At 52.5% G+C, this 17,233-nt stretch carries 11 protein-coding genes; 2 read left to right on the top strand and 9 right to left on the bottom strand.

What is annotated here, in order from left to right; translation table 11 throughout:
• Positions 1-40: 40 nt before the first annotated feature.
• The 5 genes from ACYQ8U_RS03825 to carA all read right to left on the bottom strand — a co-directional run bounded on the left by ACYQ8U_RS03825 (position 41) and on the right by carA (position 9,698).
• Entirely contained in the window at positions 41-2,182 is a 2,142-nt protein-coding gene (locus tag ACYQ8U_RS03825; protein ID WP_459944189.1) for a Tex family protein, read from the bottom strand.
• 5 nt (positions 2,183-2,187) lie between these two features.
• Positions 2,188-3,000 carry a dihydropteroate synthase gene (gene folP, locus ACYQ8U_RS03820; protein ID WP_459944188.1) on the bottom strand — a complete coding sequence of 271 codons (813 nt, stop codon included), beginning with the start codon at positions 2,998-3,000 and terminating at the stop codon, positions 2,188-2,190.
• Complete coding sequence (ftsH, locus tag ACYQ8U_RS03815) at positions 3,000-5,039, bottom strand: ATP-dependent zinc metalloprotease FtsH (protein ID WP_459944187.1); 2,040 nt, start codon at positions 5,037-5,039, stop codon at positions 3,000-3,002. The genes folP and ftsH overlap by 1 nt, the downstream gene beginning before the upstream one ends.
• A 236-nt stretch (positions 5,040-5,275) precedes the next feature.
• Positions 5,276-8,497, bottom strand: coding sequence for a carbamoyl-phosphate synthase large subunit (gene carB / locus ACYQ8U_RS03810; RefSeq protein ID WP_459944186.1), 3,222 nt, complete (start codon positions 8,495-8,497; stop codon positions 5,276-5,278).
• A 79-nt stretch (positions 8,498-8,576) separates the two neighbouring features.
• Entirely contained in the window at positions 8,577-9,698 is a 1,122-nt protein-coding gene (gene carA, locus ACYQ8U_RS03805) for a glutamine-hydrolyzing carbamoyl-phosphate synthase small subunit (protein WP_459944185.1), read from the bottom strand.
• A gap of 552 nt (positions 9,699-10,250) precedes the next feature.
• Here carA and ACYQ8U_RS03800 point away from each other — a divergent pair.
• Positions 10,251-11,687, top strand: coding sequence for an acetyl-CoA carboxylase biotin carboxylase subunit (locus ACYQ8U_RS03800; protein ID WP_459944184.1), 1,437 nt, complete (start codon positions 10,251-10,253; stop codon positions 11,685-11,687).
• Positions 11,688-11,775: 88 nt separating this feature from the next.
• Positions 11,776-13,683, top strand: coding sequence for a biotin/lipoyl-containing protein (locus ACYQ8U_RS03795; RefSeq protein ID WP_459944183.1), 1,908 nt, complete (start codon positions 11,776-11,778; stop codon positions 13,681-13,683).
• Between the two features lie 42 nt (positions 13,684-13,725).
• Here the strand turns inward: ACYQ8U_RS03795 and ACYQ8U_RS03790 are convergent, their stop codons facing one another.
• The 4 genes from ACYQ8U_RS03790 to ACYQ8U_RS03775 form a co-directional block, all read right to left on the bottom strand.
• Entirely contained in the window at positions 13,726-14,577 is an 852-nt protein-coding gene (locus tag ACYQ8U_RS03790; RefSeq protein ID WP_459944182.1) for a rhomboid family intramembrane serine protease, read from the bottom strand.
• A gap of 246 nt (positions 14,578-14,823) precedes the next feature.
• Entirely contained in the window at positions 14,824-15,579 is a 756-nt protein-coding gene (locus ACYQ8U_RS03785) for a rhodanese-like domain-containing protein (protein WP_459944181.1), read from the bottom strand.
• A 3-nt stretch (positions 15,580-15,582) separates the two neighbouring features.
• Positions 15,583-16,176: a rhodanese-like domain-containing protein gene (locus ACYQ8U_RS03780; protein WP_459944180.1), complete on the bottom strand. Its 594-nt coding sequence runs from the start codon at positions 16,174-16,176 to the stop codon at positions 15,583-15,585.
• A 424-nt stretch (positions 16,177-16,600) separates the two neighbouring features.
• Entirely contained in the window at positions 16,601-17,146 is a 546-nt protein-coding gene (locus ACYQ8U_RS03775) for a hypothetical protein (protein WP_459944179.1), read from the bottom strand.
• Positions 17,147-17,233 lie beyond the last annotated feature (87 nt).

The following is a 17,233-nucleotide window of genomic DNA, read 5'->3' as shown; positions in this document are numbered from 1 at the left end:
AAAACTGTCGAACCGTTGCTACAAAAAATATCTTCCGGGCTTAGGCAAAGGGACTCTCCTTACGCATGGACAGAGCGATCCGCTGCCGTTTGCTGTCGATTTCGACAACGCGCACCTCGACCTGCTGGCCGATTTTCACCACTTCTCCAGGGTCTTTGATATACCGGTCGGCCAGCTGACTGATATGGATGAGGCCGTCCTGTTTTATACCGATATCGGCAAAGGCGCCGAAGCGGGTGATGTTGGTAATGAGCGCCGGCAGGCGCATCCCCTCGGTGAGATCGTCCATGGTGTGGATCCCTGCGGCGAAGTGAAACTGTTCAAAGCCCTTGCGTGGATCCCGGCCTGGTTTGGCCAGTTCCTCCATGATATCCGTCAGGGTCGGCAGGCCGGTCGAGTCGTCGATATATTTTTTCAGATCGATGGAGCGGCGAACCGTATCCGAAGCCAACAGCTCAGCAACGCTGACGCCGATGTCCCCGGCCATTTTTTTGACCAGCCCATAGCGCTCCGGATGGACACCGCTGGCGTCAAGAGGATTGGAGCCATTGCGGATGCGCAGGAACCCTGCACTCTGTTCAAAGGCCTTGGGTCCAAGTCGTGGAACCTTGAGCAGCTCCCGCCTAGTCTGAAAGGGACCGTTGCTGTTCCGGTGCGCGATGATATTGTCGGCCAGGGTCTGGCCCAGACCGGCGACGTAGGTCAGCAGTTCGGCACTGGCGCTGTTGAGTTCCACTCCAACGCTGTTGACACAGCTTTCCACCACTTCCCCGAGCGTCTTCTTTAATTCGTTCTGGTTGACATCGTGCTGATATTGGCCGACGCCAATAGATTTTGGGTCGATCTTCACCAGTTCCGCCAGAGGATCCTGCAGCCGTCTGCCGATGGAAACAGCCCCGCGTACGGTAATGTCATGATCGGGAAATTCGGCACGTGCCGTGGCCGAGGCAGAATAGATCGAGGCCCCATCCTCATTGACCAGGGTGACGATGAGAGCACTGTCCAGACCCAGTGACCGGACAAAAGTTTCCGTCTCACGCCCGGCGGTGCCGTTTCCGATGGCAATAGCCTCTATGCGGTATTTGTTGACCAAACCGGTGAGGATTCTGCCGGCTTCTTCGAGTTTTCCGCCGCCATGGGTGGGAAAGATGGTGGTATTATCGAGCAGTTTGCCCTGTTCATCGAGACAGACGAGTTTCGCTCCGGTGCGATAGCCTGGGTCGAGTGCCAGGACTCGTTTTTCACCAAGCGGAGCAGCCAGGAGCAGTTGGCGCAGATTCTCGGCAAAAACCTGGATTGCCTCCTCGTCGGCTCGTGCCTTCAGCTCCTTGCACAATTCATTTTCCAGCGAGGGAGCGAGCAGCCGCTGGTAGCTGTCGGTAAGGGCGGTGGAAACTTCCTTCTGCCAACGATTGTTTTTCAGGTGGCGTTTCTGCAGGAGCCGCAGACAGCTTTCCTCGGCCGGACGAATGGTAAGCTTGAGAAATTTCTCGTTTTCTCCGCGAAACATGGCGAGCAATCTATGTCCAGCGGCCTTTGCTGCCGGTTCGTGCCAGTCAAAATAGTCACTGTATTTTTCTCCCTGGGCCATATTTTTTTTGACGACCTTGGCTTCGATAATCGCCTGGTTTTGAAAGAGTCGGCGCAATTCGGCCCGGGTTGGCGGGTCTTCTGCGACCAGTTCTGCGATGATATCCCGCGCCCCGGACAGCGCATCGTCCTCAGAGATGACACCTTTTTCCGGATCGAGAAACTGTGCGACCTGGACGGGGAGGTTGGTATCAGCAAACATGTGCTCAGCCAGAGGGGCAAGGCCCTTCTCGCGGGCGATAAGACCGCGGGTTTTTCGCTTTGGCCGGTAGGGCAGGTAGATATCTTCGAGCTCGGTCAGGCTTTGCGCTTTGCCGAGTTGTTCGGTAAGCGGTGCGGTGAGCAGTGCATTTTTTTTCAGGGATTCAATAATCGCTTCGCGCCGCTTATCGATGTCCATGATTTTCTGCTGCTGGTCTCGAATGGCTAAAATGGCCACTTCGTCAAGTGAACCGGTCTGCTCCTTGCGATACCTGGCGATAAAGGGGACGGTCCCTCCCTCCGCAAGCAGATTGAGCGTTCCGGTGACTCGAGCAACGGAGATATTCAGCTGCCGGGCTATGATATGTGCATACGTTGGTGCAGTTGTCATGCAGGCTATGCCGCCGAGCGAATGGCTTCAGCAACCAATAATGCCTGCCGTGTCGCGGCGACGTTATGTACTCTGACAATGCTGACCTTTTTGTCAGCAGATAAAGCCGCGACGACGGCGGTGGCCAGATCTCTTGCCTGTTCTGCGGGAATGCCGGTGATAGCCCCAAGAAAACGTTTACGGCTATGGCCGAGAAGGAGGGGAACCCCGAGAGCATCGACAAAGGTATCAAGGTGTTTGATGATTGACAGGTTGTGCTGCAGGGTCTTGCCGAAGCCGATACCGGGGTCAATGATCAGGCGGTTACGGTTTATGCCGTTGCCGGTGATCGAGTCGATACGTTCAGTAAAAAATTCGATGATTTCGCCGACAACATCCTGATAGACAGGTTTGACCTGCATATCCGATGGCGTTCCCTGCATATGCATGATGATCACCGGAACGCTGCTCTGCCTTACCACGGTAATCATCTCCGGATCTTTCTTTAAGGCGTAAATATCGTTGATGATGTCGGCGCCGGCCAGGAGAGCTTCTCTTGCGACTACCGCTTTATAGGTATCGATGGAGATGGGGATAGTGTGTTTTTGGCGAACAGCTTTAATAACCGGAATAACCCGGCGCAGTTCTTCCTCTGTGGAAACCGGATCGGCGAAAGGGCGGGTTGATTCCCCGCCCACGTCAAGAATATCCGCCCCGGCGGCGATCAGAGCATCCGCCTGGCTGATCGCCGTCTGAAAATCGGCGAATTTACCGCCGTCGGAAAAGGAATCGGGGGTCACATTGAGAATCCCCATTATTTTGATGGCGGTACCTCCCATCACGGTTTCTCTTCAGCCTTGTTTTCATCACCAGCGCTGCCGCCGTCACGATCCTCTTCTACGTCATCGATCTTGTTGATGTCGCTCGCCGGTTGCTCGACTGCAAGCTTTTTTTCTTCGACTACCGCTTCTTCAACTAGTTCGGCACTCTGTTCAACTTCGGCCGCATCACTTTCCTGTTGCTGGGGTGCGGCCTTCATTTTCGTTTTGGAAGCCTGTTTTATCCGCGACGTATACTTGCCGGGGCGAAGTTCTTCAACCATGCGCTCGATATCGGAGAGAACGATGGTCTCTTTTTCCAGCAGTTCTTCCGCCATCATCGTGAGAATGTCACGATGTTCTTCCAGCAGTATGGTGACGGTGTCCATGGCCTCATCGATAAATTTCCTTACGGCGAGATCTATCTTTCTTGCCGTATCTTCACTGAAATCCCGGTTTTGGCCGATCTCCCTGCCAAGGAAAATCTGTTCTTCCTTTTTGCCGTAGGTGAGTGCGCCGAGGTCGTCGCTCATGCCCCATTCGCAAACCATCTTTCTTGCCAGACCCGAGGCGCGTTCAATATCATTTCCCGCTCCGGTGGTGATCTCGTCAAAGATGATCTTCTCTGCGATCCGGCCACCATAGAGTATGCAGATGGTATTTTTCAGATACGATTTAGAGTGGGTATATTTATCATCCGTTGGCAGCTGCATGGTCAGCCCAAGGGCCCGACCACGCGGAATGATAGTCACCTTATGAATAGGATCGGTGTCAGCCAGCAACCAGGCGACCAGGGCATGGCCTGCCTCGTGGTAGGCGGTGATCTTTTTTTCCTTATCGCTGATGATCATGGAACGTCGTTCCGCGCCCATCATAATCTTGTCCTTGGCCTTTTCCAGGAGCTCCAGTGTGATCTCCTTCGCTCCCGAACGAGCGGCCATCAGGGCCGCCTCATTGACCAGGTTCTCCAGATCGGCACCTGAAAAACCAGGCGTGCCACGGGCAAGAATTTCCAGATCGACATTCGCCGCCATTTTGGTTTTTTTCGCGTAGATAGCGAGAATTTTCTGTCGCCCGCCGACGTCCGGTACCGGGACAATCACCTGGCGGTCAAAACGTCCGGGACGGAGCAGGGCAGGGTCAAGGACATCCGGTCTGTTGGTTGCCGCGACAATAATGACCCCGTCGTTGGTCTCAAAACCATCCATTTCCACCAGCAACTGATTCAGCGTCTGTTCGCGCTCATCGTGGCCGCCGCCAAGACCCGCACCACGGTGCCGGCCGACAGCGTCGATTTCATCAATGAAAATAATACACGGAGCACTTTTTTTCCCTTGGGCAAACATGTCACGCACACGGGAAGCACCGACACCGACGAACATCTCGACAAAGTCGGAGCCGGAGATGGAGAAAAACGGTACATCGGCTTCGCCGGCAATGGCCTTGGCCAGAAGAGTCTTGCCCGTTCCGGGTGCTCCGGCGAGAAGAACGCCGGTTGGAATCCGACCGCCCAGCGAGGTGAATTTGCTCGGATCTTTCAGGAAATCGACAATCTCTTCAAGTTCTTCCTTGGCTTCGTCTATGCCGGCGACGTCGGCAAAGGTGACCTTGTTCTCACTCTGTTCCGTCAGGCGCGCGCGGTTTTTACCAAAGGAGAGTGCACCGCCCTTGCCGCCGCCCTGCATCTGCCGCATAAAAAACACCCAGACGCCGATGAGCAGCAGCATCGGAAACCATGAGACAAAGATGGTCATCAACCAGGAGTCTTTCTGGGTTTCCTTGACGTTGATATCGACCCCTGACTGACGAAGAATGGCGATTAAGTCGCTGTCGTTCGGCGGATAAATGGTCTGAAAGGGTTTGCCGTCCTGCAGGGTTCCCGAGATAACATCGCCACTGATGGTGACGCGGGTGATGGCCTTGTTCGTTACACTGGTCATGAACTCACTGTACGATAGTGAGCTCACATTGCCCTGTGGCTTATTGAAGAGATTAAAAAGGAGGATCATGGTCAGACCAATCACCAGCCACATGCTTAAATTTTTATAGAATGTATTCAACGACTCCTCCGGTGACTCGAGATTTTCTGATATTGTCTCAGAGTTTTCTGTCAAGACAACACAATATAATTCTGTTGCGTACAGCAGCTATAGGACGATTTCACCTTCAACTGCTCCAGGTGTCTGGTGTTAACGATCGAGTATTCTCTTCGAACTGTCCGCAGTTTACTTCACGCTCACTTAAGGTAAATCAAAATATGAGAATGTCGAGCCACTTCTGCATATATTTTACCTTGTCACCTTGGTTGTGTAAAGTATTGGACAGGGTGTACTACCAGTTTGTTTTTCTTCAATTCCTGTATCCCTTTGACCAGAGCAGCTGCACCGCTCACCGTGGTGGTATAGGGAATATGGTAATCCAGGGCCGCCCTTCTAATCAAATAGGAGTCTTCGGTCGTGCGCCGCCCGAGCGAGGTATTGATGATCCATGCAATCTGACCGTCCTGTACCTTGTCAAGGATGTGCGGACGTCCCTGGGAGATCTTGTTGATGAGCTCGCAGGCAACCCCGGCTTTTTGCAGGGAGGCGGCGGTGGCGGTGGTCGCATAGATGGAGAAATCCAGGGCAACCAGTGCCCGGGCAACAGGTAAAACGGCCGCCTTGTCGTTGTCGCGCACACTGATAAAAACATTGCCCGATGCAGGCACTTTAGCGCCGGCGGCCAGATGCGATTTAACGATGGCCAGACCCAGATTGTCGTCGATGCCCATGACTTCACCGGTGGATTTCATCTCCGGGCCAAGAAGGGTGTCGACCTTGTCAAAGCGGTCAAAAGGAAAGACCGACTCTTTCACCGCCCAGTGTTTGATTTCCACCTCGGTCGTCAGTCCCAGTTCCTGCAAGGTGGCGCCCATCATCACCTTGGTGGCGAGTTTGGCAAGCGGCACTCCGGTGGCTTTGCTGACAAAAGGCACCGTGCGTGAAGCGCGCGGGTTCACCTCAAGAATGTAAAGCTGGTTATCTTTTACGGCGAACTGGACGTTCATCAGACCGATGACCCCAAGTTCTTCAGCCATGGCCCTGCTCGCCCGTTTTATCTCTTCTATGAGTTCACTGGACAGGGTGTGCGGTGGCAGGATGCTGCACGAATCGCCCGAATGGATGCCCGCCTCCTCCACGTGTTCGAGGATACCTCCGATAATCGTCTGTTTACCGTCACAGATGGCATCGACATCTATTTCTATCGCATCTTTGAGGAATTTGTCGATGAGTATCGGATGCTCCAGCTTGATGCCGCCGACGGCTATCATGAAGTCTCGGATGCCCTGGTCGTTATAGACAATGCGCATATCCCTGCCGCCAAGGACATAAGAGGGACGGACCACAACCGGATAACCAATGCGGATTGCCGCGGCAAGTGCCTCATCCAGGGTATGCACGGTATCATTGTCCGGCTGGCGCAGGTTGAGCTTTTGCAAAAACTGCTGGAAGCGTTTTCGGTCTTCGGCCCGGTCGATGGCGTCTGGCTGGGTACCGACGATTTTCACGCCCGCTTCGGCCAGGGGGACGGCCAGGTTCAGGGGAGTCTGGCCGCCAAACTGGACGATGATGCCGTCCGGCTGTTCCAGATCGATGATATTTAACACATCTTCCCGGGTGAGTGGCTCAAAGAACAGCTTGTCGGAGGTGTCGTAGTCGGTGGAGACGGTTTCCGGGTTGGAGTTGATCATGATGGATTCAACACCTATTTCCCGCAGGGCAAAAGCCGCATGGACACAGCAGTAATCAAACTCGATTCCCTGGCCGATACGGTTTGGACCGCCGCCGAGAATGATGATCTTTTTGCCATCGGTTTTTTTTGCCTCGTTTTCCTGTTCGTAGGTTGAATAATAGTACGGCGTGTAGGACTCAAATTCTGCGGCGCAGGTATCGACCAGTTTGTACACCGGCAGAATATCAAGCTTTTTACGCAGCTGGCGGATGTCATCTTCAGAGGTCCCCGTCAAATAAGCCAGCTGCTGGTCGGCAAAACCCCGTTCTTTACAAAGGTGCAGGAATTCTGGATCCAGTCCTTGAAAACCGCGCTCGGCGACCTCTCTTTCCGTTTCGACAATCTGCTTGAAGTTAAAGAGAAACCATCGATCGATTCTGGTCAGCTCATACAGTTCATCCAGGCTCATATCCCTTTTCAAGGCTTCGTAAAGAAAGGAGATTCGCTTTGAGCTGGGGATCCGTAATCCCCGGGTCAGATCTTCGTGGTCCAAGTGGGTGAGGATCTCCTTGCCGTCGCCGCCAAAGCCATACCTGCCGGTCTCCAGCGAACGTATGGCTTTCTGGAAGGCCTCTTTAAAGGTCCTGCCGATGGACATGGTTTCACCCACCGATTTCATGGAGGTGGTCAGCACATCGTCTGCCTCGGGAAATTTTTCGAAGGTCCAGCGGGGAATCTTCACCACACAGTAATCGATGCTTGGTTCAAAGGCCGCAAGGGTTTCCCGGGTGATATCGTTTTTCAGCTCGTCAAGGGTGTAGCCGACGGCAAGTTTTGCGGCAATCTTGGCAATCGGAAAACCGGTAGCCTTGGAGGCAAGAGCCGAGCTTCTCGACACCCTCGGGTTCATCTCGATGACCATCAGTTCGCCGTCTTCCGGGTTGACGGCAAACTGCACGTTTGAACCGCCGGTTTCCACACCGATCTCCCGGATAATGGCAATGGCCGCATCGCGCATTTCCTGGTATTCCCGATCGGTCAGGGTCTGGGCCGGGGCGACGGTGATGCTGTCGCCGGTGTGCACGCCCATTGCGTCAACATTTTCAATGGAGCAGATGATGACCACGTTGTCGTTTTTATCGCGCATCACCTCCAGTTCATATTCTTTCCAGCCGAGCAGGCTGCGTTCGAGCATGACCTCGGTGGTCATCGACAGATCGAGCCCGGAGGTACATAGATCTTCCAGTTCCTGGCGATTGTAGGCAACCCCGCCGCCGGTGCCGCCCAGGGTGAAACTTGGTCGGACGATAACCGGAAAGCCCAGTTCATCGCCGGCGGCAATGGCCGCCTCAAGGGTCTTGACAATTATTGATTCGGGAACCTTGAGATTGATCTTGCGCATGGCATCGCGAAATTCCTCGCGGCCTTCGGCCTTTTTAATAACCGCAATATTGGCTGCCAGCAGTTCAACATTATATTTCTCGAGAATGCCCATTTCCGCCACCTTGATGGCGGCATTGAGAGCCGTCTGGCCGCCAAGGGTCGGCAGCATGGCGTCCGGGCGTTCTTTTTCGATGACCTTGGCGATGAATTCGGGAGTGATCGGCTCAATGTAGGTGCTGTCGGCCAGTTCCGGATCGGTCATGATCGTTGCCGGATTGGAGTTGATGAGCACGACCTCATAGCCCTCTTCTTTCAAGGCCTTGACAGCCTGAGCCCCGGAATAGTCAAATTCGCAGGCCTGGCTGATGATGATCGGGCCGGAGCCTATGATGAGGATTTTTTTGATATCTGTTCTTTTCGGCATGATTTTTTGAAGTTTTTTCAGCGTATTTAGTTGCCCTTGCCGGGCAATGGTGTCGGTGGCTCTGGCCTGGACTGGTTATTTATCCGCGCATCATGGCAAGAAAGCGGTCAAAAAGATAGATGGCATCATGGGGGCCCGGTGCGTGTTCAGGATGGTACTGGACCGAGAAAGCAGGATATCTGGTGTGTCGCATACCCTCAAGGCTGTTGTCGTTGAGGTTGATATGGGTCACTTCCACTTCGTCGCTGGCCAGGCTTTTCTCGTCGATGCAAAAACCGTGATTCTGGGCAGTGATCTCGACATGGCCGGTGGTAAGATCCTTTACCGGCTGGTTGCCGCCGCGGTGGCCGAATTTTAGTTTGTAGGCGGTACCGCCGTAAGCGAGGCCCAGCATCTGGTGACCAAGGCATATGCCGAAAATTGGTTTCTTGCCGAGCAGCTCTCTGATGGTGTCGACCACGCCCTCGACTCCCTCGGGGTCACCGGGACCGTTGGAGAGAAAAATTCCGTCCGGGTTCATGGCCAGGACCGTTTCGGCGCTGGTGGTCGCCGGGACAACCTGAACCCGGCAGCCTTTTTCAGTCAAGATCCGCAGCTGGTTGTATTTTATGCCAAAGTCAAAAGCGACGACTTTAAACGGATTGTCCATACCGGTCTGGGCGGTGCTGAAATTGGTGCCCGGTACAGGGTGGTTATCCGCCCAGCCGTATGGGGCGGTGCAGGTAACCCGCTGCACCATATCCTGGCCGATCAGTCCCGACCACTCGTTGGCTCTTTTTACCAGGGAGTCATGGTCGAGATCCCGGGTTGAGACGATACCCTTCATCGCCCCTTTGGTGCGAATATGTCTGACCAGCGCCCTGGTGTCAAAGCCCTCTACGCCAAGAACACCATATTCGATGAGAAAATCGGCAAGGGTCTGGGTTGAGCGATGGTTGGAAGGGTAAGGATTGTACTCTTTGACCAGAAAGGCCATAGGGTGTATGGCTGCCGATTCCATGTCCTGCGGATTCACGCCGTAGTTGCCGATCAGCGGATAGGTCATGGTGACGATCTGGCCGGTATAGGAGGGATCCGTCAGAATCTCCTGATAGCCGCTCAGGGATGTGTTGAATACAATCTCGCCTACCGCCTCACCGTGACCGGTAAATGAGCGTCCTGCAAAGATGGTCCCGTCTTCCAGGGCGATAAGTGCTTTCATGGCGGTTTTTTCCTTTATGAGTGCGTATGTTCGTCGAAGGTAACTTTCTAGCTTTTGAAGAATGAAAGGAGGACAAATCCGAGTACTTTTACATTGCAGGTGAACGTTCAGGCTTCAATTTCGCTGCCGAATCCGTTGTTGTGCGGCTGACATTAATACTCAGCGATTCATCCCGGGTGAGTGGAAGCGGCTGGCTTCTATCTCTCTTGAGTGTCTGGACAAAATTGCAATATATAACCTAATCCAGCCGGATTCGTCAACCGTAAATGGTCGGTCGCCGCTGATCGGGAGTTGAAAGCGAAAGTATGTCGGTCAGCAAAATGGAGAAAAGCGGCAAAAAGCATTGCTGAGAGATCTTGTGCAAGTATTCCTGATTGATTTAGTAAGCATTATTGATTAAACTTTTGACAATATAATGTGCGGTGGTGCTGCGTCTTTGCTTGTGACCTGCGTTGCCCAAGATGAAAAGGGTAAGGATATTTCCGACAGACGACGTTATCGGAACAATGGCTGTAAGGACAGAAACTGAACTGATAAGGAGTTCTCTTAAAAATGAAAATACTAGTGGCAAACCGTGGTGAAATAGCTATCCGTTTGATCAGGGCCATTCAGGAGCTTGGCTATGAAGCAGTTGCCGTCTATGAAACGCCGGATGAGATGTCCCGGCATATTCGTATTGCCGATGAGGCCATCCTGTTGGGCGATGGGCCCCGCTGTGACTATCTGAATATTGAAAAAATGATTCGAGCCGCGAAAAAGTCCGGCGCCTGTGCTATCCATCCGGGCTATGGATTTCTTGCGGAAAATCCATTTTTTGCCAAGGCCTGTGCCGCAGCGGGAATAGTGTTTATTGGTCCGACAACCGAAGTTATCGCCAATCTCGGCAATAAGGTGATCGCCAGACAAATCATGGCGGAAGCCGGTATTCCCATGGTTCCCGGAACCCAGAACCTGAAACAGGGCAAAGAAGGTATTGCCGATGCCCTGGCGTTTGCCGCGGAATATGGTTACCCGATAATGTTAAAAGCCACTTCCGGTGGTGGCGGTCGCGGTATCCGCAGGATCGAAACGGATGCCCAGATGAAGGAACAGATCCCGGTGGCCCGCGCGGAGGCGCTGGCGGCCTTTAATGACGATTCGGTCTATCTGGAGAAGGTGATCGTTAACCCCAAACACGTTGAAGTGCAGATCCTCGCCGACAGCCAGGGCAAGACCGTCCATCTCGGCACCCGGGACTGTTCCATCCAGCGCCGCAATCAAAAGCTCATTGAGATTGCACCCTCGATGATCAGAAATCAACCGCTGCTCGACGAAATCTGCCAGACTGCGGTACGCGCCGCCCGGGCGGCCAACTATCTGAATGCCGGAACCGTCGAATTTTTGATTGATCAGGATTACAACTATTATTTTATGGAGATCAATACCCGCGTGCAGGTGGAACATACTGTCACTGAGATGATCACTGGTATCGATATAGTGAGAAACCAGATTAATATTGCCTTTGGCAAGCCGCTGTCCTTTTCCCAGGAAGATGTGCAGATTCGCGGCCATGCCATTGAGGTGCGGATCAATGCCGAAGACCCGAAAAATGATTTTATGCCCGAAGGCGGCAAAAAAGTTTCCGTCTATCGCTCGACCGGCGGTTTCGGCGTCCGTCTCGATGGCTTTGTCTACCAGGGATACATCATCCCCGAGGTGTATGACTCGCTGCTGGTCAAGCTGACTGTCCATGGGTTTACCTGGGAAGAAACGGTGGGCCGACTGCGTCGCTGTCTGAAAAACTTTGCCATCAGAGGACCGAAGACGACCATTCCGTTTTATGAAAATATTGCCCGGGAAAAAGATTTCGTCAACGGCGATTTCGACACCTCGTATATCGACACCCACCCGCATATCTTCTTTTATGACGACGACAGCAGTGAAGTAGGGAAACTGGCCGGACTGATAGCCGAAATTCATTATGCTAAAGCAAATCCGTTCGCCGGGTAGCCGCGAATCCGTCTGGAAAGTAAACAGCTGTCATTCATGAGCTATCTTCATGTTTGACTGAAAAAGAGCTCAAGAGGAAGGATTGAATATGACACGAATTGTTCAGGGTACTCCCGTCAAAGAGATTATTGAGACGCTGCGTCACAGCGAAGGATATTACATAACCAATACGGCTAGGGATCTGTCCCAGTCGGATTTCAAAAACAGGATCCTGCTGCATACCGATCTGATGGCCGCGGAAAAGCGTGATCAGGCCGGCTATTTTTCGCTGGAAATTACCGGCGGTGCGTCTATCCATGTCGACATTTTGAGAAAGCAGGTGGATCCTTTTCTGAAACTGAAAAAACTGCGGGAAAGTATGCCGCAGACCATGTTTCAGACACTGTGTCGCGGGGTAAACCTGTTTGGCTATCGGCCCTATCCACAAAATGTCATCCGCTTTACCGTGCGGGAATTTGCCAAATACGTCGACGTCTGGCGGACCTTTGATTTTCTCAACTATGTTCCGAATATGCATGCGGTGTTTGAAGAGGTGGGCAAGGCCGGAAAACTCAATGAGCCCTGCATCTGTTTTTCCACAGGCCCTGAACATACCAATGGTTATTATGTCGCCAAGGCAGGGGAACTTATTGAGGTGACCGGCAAAGATATCACCCTGTGCATCAAAAATCATGGCGGTTTGGGGACACCGCAACGAATCGGCGAACTGGTTGACGCCCTGAAACAGAAATACCCGGAGGTGCCGATCCACTACCACGGTCATAACACCGACGGCAATGACGTCGGCAGGATTGTCGAAGCGGTGAAAAACGGGGCATCGATCATCGATGGCGCCGATTTCGCCTTTACCGGCTACTACGGCCCGCCGCCGATTCTCACCGTCGTCCAGTCCCTGAAAGAGTATGGCTTTCAGGCCGAGGGGCTCGATGAGGATGCGGTTATCCAGACCTCGGAAGCGATCCGTGATCAGCGGCAGTATTATGAACAGTTCGAATCACAGATCAAGGGCTTCCAGCCGACCGTGCAGATCCATAAGCTGCCGGGCGGCGCAATGGGGTCGAGCCTTGAACAGGCTGCCAAAGGCGGTTTTTTAGACCGGATGCCGGAAATTTTACACAAGGAGCTGCCGCGGGTACAAAAGGAACTGGGCAATTACTGGTCGGTCACTCCCGGTTCGCAGATCCTTTGGACGACTGCCGTCTCGAACGTTCTCGATGGCGAACGCTACGGTCATCCATCGGGCGACCTGCGCAACCTTCTGCTCGGCAAATACGGGCCTTTTCCCTTCTATCGACCGGAGGAATGGATCTACGAAAAGGTACTCGGTGATGACTGGCGCAAGGTACTGGAGGAAGAGGGTGGCGTCGAGGAAATTGCCGATATTGACCTGGCCCACGAACGATACAGCCTGGCCGAACAGATAGGCATCGAACCCACCGACGAGCAGCTGATTCTCTATCTGCAACATCCTAACGATGCTGTGGAGTTTTTTAAGTTCGAAGAAAAATACGGTCAGGCCTATGTGCTGCCGCCGTCGGTCTTTTTCCGTAAGGGGGGGTTTGAGATCGGCGAAAACTTGGCCTTCAGAGACCACCACGGCAAGGAGCATATGGTGGAAATCGGTCCCTCGCCGATCAATGACACCGGCGAGACGAGTGTCTATCTGATCGTTGACCACCACCAGTCAATCTTTAATTTCAAGCCGAAAAGAGCCACCGGGCAGGCGGGAGAAATTGCCGATCTCAGTAAGGAAGAAATTCTCGATCTGGCCAAGGCCGGTGATGTTCGGTCGCCTTTTTCCGGGAAAATTGTTGAAATCTCTGTGGCTGAAGGCCAGGAGGTGATCGTCGGCGACAGGGTGGCGATTATGGAGGCGATGAAGATGCAGACCCCCATTCTGAGCGAGATAGAAGGTATCGTCACCGGAATTTATGCCAAAAAGGGCGACGCACTGCGGCCGGGCGGCAGGATTCTGAAAATCGATCGGAATGAGTAATCATCCAGAAAGGGATGTCATGTGCCGTGGGACGACGGTTTTCTAGTTTCTTAAGAAAAGAAACAGGAAACCGTTCAGGCAGGACCAGAGAAGAACCAGGGCTGTTGCGGCCAGACAGATCATCGCCAGGACTTTGTGGCTGAACTTCTCTCGGTTTTTATCCGTATAGCCGAGCAGATAACCAAGCAGGGCTCCGGCGAGCATGCCGCCGCCGTGGCCCCAGTTATTGATGCCCGGAATCATAAAGCCGAAGATTGCAATGCCGATAGCCCAGCCGCCGATCTGTCTGAAGATATTCTGGCCGTAAATGCCGCCCCGGCTCTTGCCGTAATAGAGCAGGGCGCCGATGAGACTGCACAGGGCCGCCGAGGCCCCGATGGTAAAGCGCACCCCGGCCAGGGTGGAGAGAAGAAACCCGCCGACGCCGCCAAGAGTATAGAGAATAATCATCCTGTTAATGCCATACTCCTGGATCACCAGAGGTGCCAGTTGACGAAGGGCCAGCATATTGAAAACAATATGCAGGAGCCCGCCGTGCAGATAGTTGGCCGCCAGCAGCGACCACCATCGATCGAGTTGCAAGACAGGGATGGTGCCGGTCGAACCGAGCACCAGCAGGCTCTGGTTGCTTGGCGAGAGAAAGCGAAAGGGGCTGAAGTGCAGACTTCCGCTTCGTGGATCGATAAGGATCGACACGATAAACAGGACGACGTTGACGGTGATAAGTAGTGTCACCAATTGATCGCCGTCGGAAATGCCGGAAAGAAAAATATTGTTTTTCCATCTGGATGCCGGTTTCCGCAAGCCACAAAACGGACAGGACGCTTCAGAGCGGCTGATCAGTTTTCGGCAGCCGGGGCAAAGCAGGGAGTTCTTCTGGTTGCTGTTTGACATTTTTGTCTACTACCCGAGTATTTCAATGGTTGTTGTTGGAAATAATTGTCTCAACACTACCAATACCAGAAATTATATTGCCTGGGAAGCTTCTGTCGGCAAAATTCCTGCGCTATTGATTTTGCACCGGTGGCGGGGATAAAGCTGCCGATCTCGGGTGAAACAGGGTGGTAATAACGAAAGGCCCGAGACAATATACTGTCTTCGGGCCTTTCGTTGGTTAAACAGGTAATACGCCAGAGCTCTCTACCAGATTTCAAATGATCCAGTCGTCGAACATTCACATTCGGCATTGAGAAATTTGACCGAGTAGCCTTCTTCCTTGAGCATTCTGTAGCCGATCTCACCACGACCACCGGTCGCACAGTGTACGACAATAAATTTGTCTTTCGGAATTTCACTCATCCGGGCCTTCATCTGCTCAAGTGGGATGGAGACGGCGCCGGGGAAGTGACCAGACTCATATTCTGCCGGTGTCCGTGCATCGATTACCCGAATGAGATCCGACTTAAGAGATTTGGTGAAATCGGTGATGCTGATTTCTCCCACCCCAAGTTTTTTCTGCCAGTTGATCGGAATTTCATCCGTTGCGGTCAGGGCCGGCCCCTTTTGCAATGTTTTTCCTGCGTCTTTCCATGCGTCCAGAGCCCCATGGAAACCGACGACATTTTTGTAGCCCCATTCGGCAATCATTTTGCGGGCTGCATCAACCTCGGCATCTTTATCGGAATAAAGATAGATGGGCGCGCCCAGGCTCTTGGGAAAAGCGTCTTCGGCGTCTTCAAGCTCGGCAAAGGGGATAGAATAGGCTCTGGGGATATACCCTTTCTGCACTTCAGCGGTGCTGCGCAGATCCACCAGGACAATATTGCCGTTGGCCACATAATCGATACTTGGGCTTATGCGGTTCCCGGATTTTTTCCAGACAGGGAGGCCATCAACGTAGACGAGAGGATTTTTATGACCCCATTTAACCGCCAGACCGGCGGAATTTGGACTCATGGTTCAGGTAGAACCTCCACAATAAAAGACCAGCTGTCGGTCCTTATATTTTTCCAGAAGCGTTGCACCATCATCACCCATTTTGACGATTGTGGCATACGGAATGGAGATAGAGCCGGGGATATGGCTTTCATCGTATCTGGCTGCCGGACGAGAATCAATAACGAGCAGATCCTTGTTGCTTTTGAGAAGTTCAGCAAGTTCCTTGGTCTTGATTTCCTTGGTACCGGCCGGCAGGGTTGCATGGATCAATTCCACAGAGGTGGCTATGTTTTCACCGTTGACAACCGAGTAGCTGACGATTATCGGTGCTTCTACGTTGAGATCTTTACTCGATTCGACGCCTTTGACTTTCGTTTCATCGGTGAATTTAACCAGGAAGAAACTGTTATCACTCAAAGTCAGCGCGATGGTTTTTGCTTTTTGGGAAATGTTGGTGATCTTACCTTTGACGCTTGGCGTATCCGCTGGCGTCACGACCTTAGCCGCATCTGCAGCAAAAACGACTCCGTCAAAACCCGGTACCGCCTCGCTTAAAATAAACACATTGGTTGCCAGCAGGGCACATAGACCCAGCTTTAAAAATGTTTTTTTCATCGTTCACCTCTTGATTAAAAGAACCCTGTCGGGGATTTCAGGTAAATCCCCACTTTTTGGTAGTATTGCCTGTAATACTTAAATGCCCATCGCACGACACCAATGTGTGGAACAAATAAATCCATATTGCCAGCAACCTGATTTCCAGCGTATCAGAAGGAAAACAATCGTTTTGTGTCAATCGGATATTCTGCAGATTCAATCTGGCTAAGGTCACATGGGGTAGAGATGCAGCAATTTAATTATTCAATGGAGTATTAATATTGTCGAGACGAAAAAGCAAGAAATTTTCCTTGTGATAAAAGAGCGACTGTTGGAAAAAATGTACCGAGGTAACAGGAGATGGAACGTTGCAATGAAGAAAAAAGGAGGATATACCTTACGGGGCGAAGTGATGACCGGCCCCGTAAGAACTCAATGAAAACTACACGGTGAAGGAATCGCTGAACAGTTTTTCGATGGCTTCATGTCCGGCATCGCTCAGATAGCGGGTACCGCTGCCGACAAAGGTGTCATATTCAATGCGGGGCGTGTCTTCCTTCCACCCCGCTTTCCAGGTGAACCACTTTTTCTGCGGCTGGTCGAAGACATGAAGAGGGCGATTGAACATTTTGGCCAGTTCCACGGCCCAACCGGTGCCGCCTTTGACGGAGCCGTCTTCCTGGATTGCGCCGACGACAAAAACCTGATGGCCACTATTCACCATGTGGAAAATGGTCTGCAGTACTTTTCGAATCTTATCGGTTTCATAGTAGGTGCGGTTGAGCATCCGCGAGGCAAGTTCCATGCTGATGTCACCGCGTTCCAGCTGCTCTTTCTGTAGAATGACAACATTATTATCCCGGGAAAGTTTGTGGCCGTCAAAGGAGTAGACGACCTCTTTAATGCCGAATTTTTCCGCTGTCTCCCCGAAAGTGGCTTCGGCGCCTTTGAGACCGCTGCTGTATAACGTGTACTTTGAAAGATCCATTTAATAACTCCTTAAGTCAGGAAACGAGTAAAATTCAGTTCTGCTGCAGTGTACTCATAGTTACAGTGAAAGGCAACATTTCCTGTT

The organism is Desulfocastanea catecholica (assembly GCF_054657295.1).
This window is presented reverse-complemented; position numbering and strand designations above follow the sequence as displayed.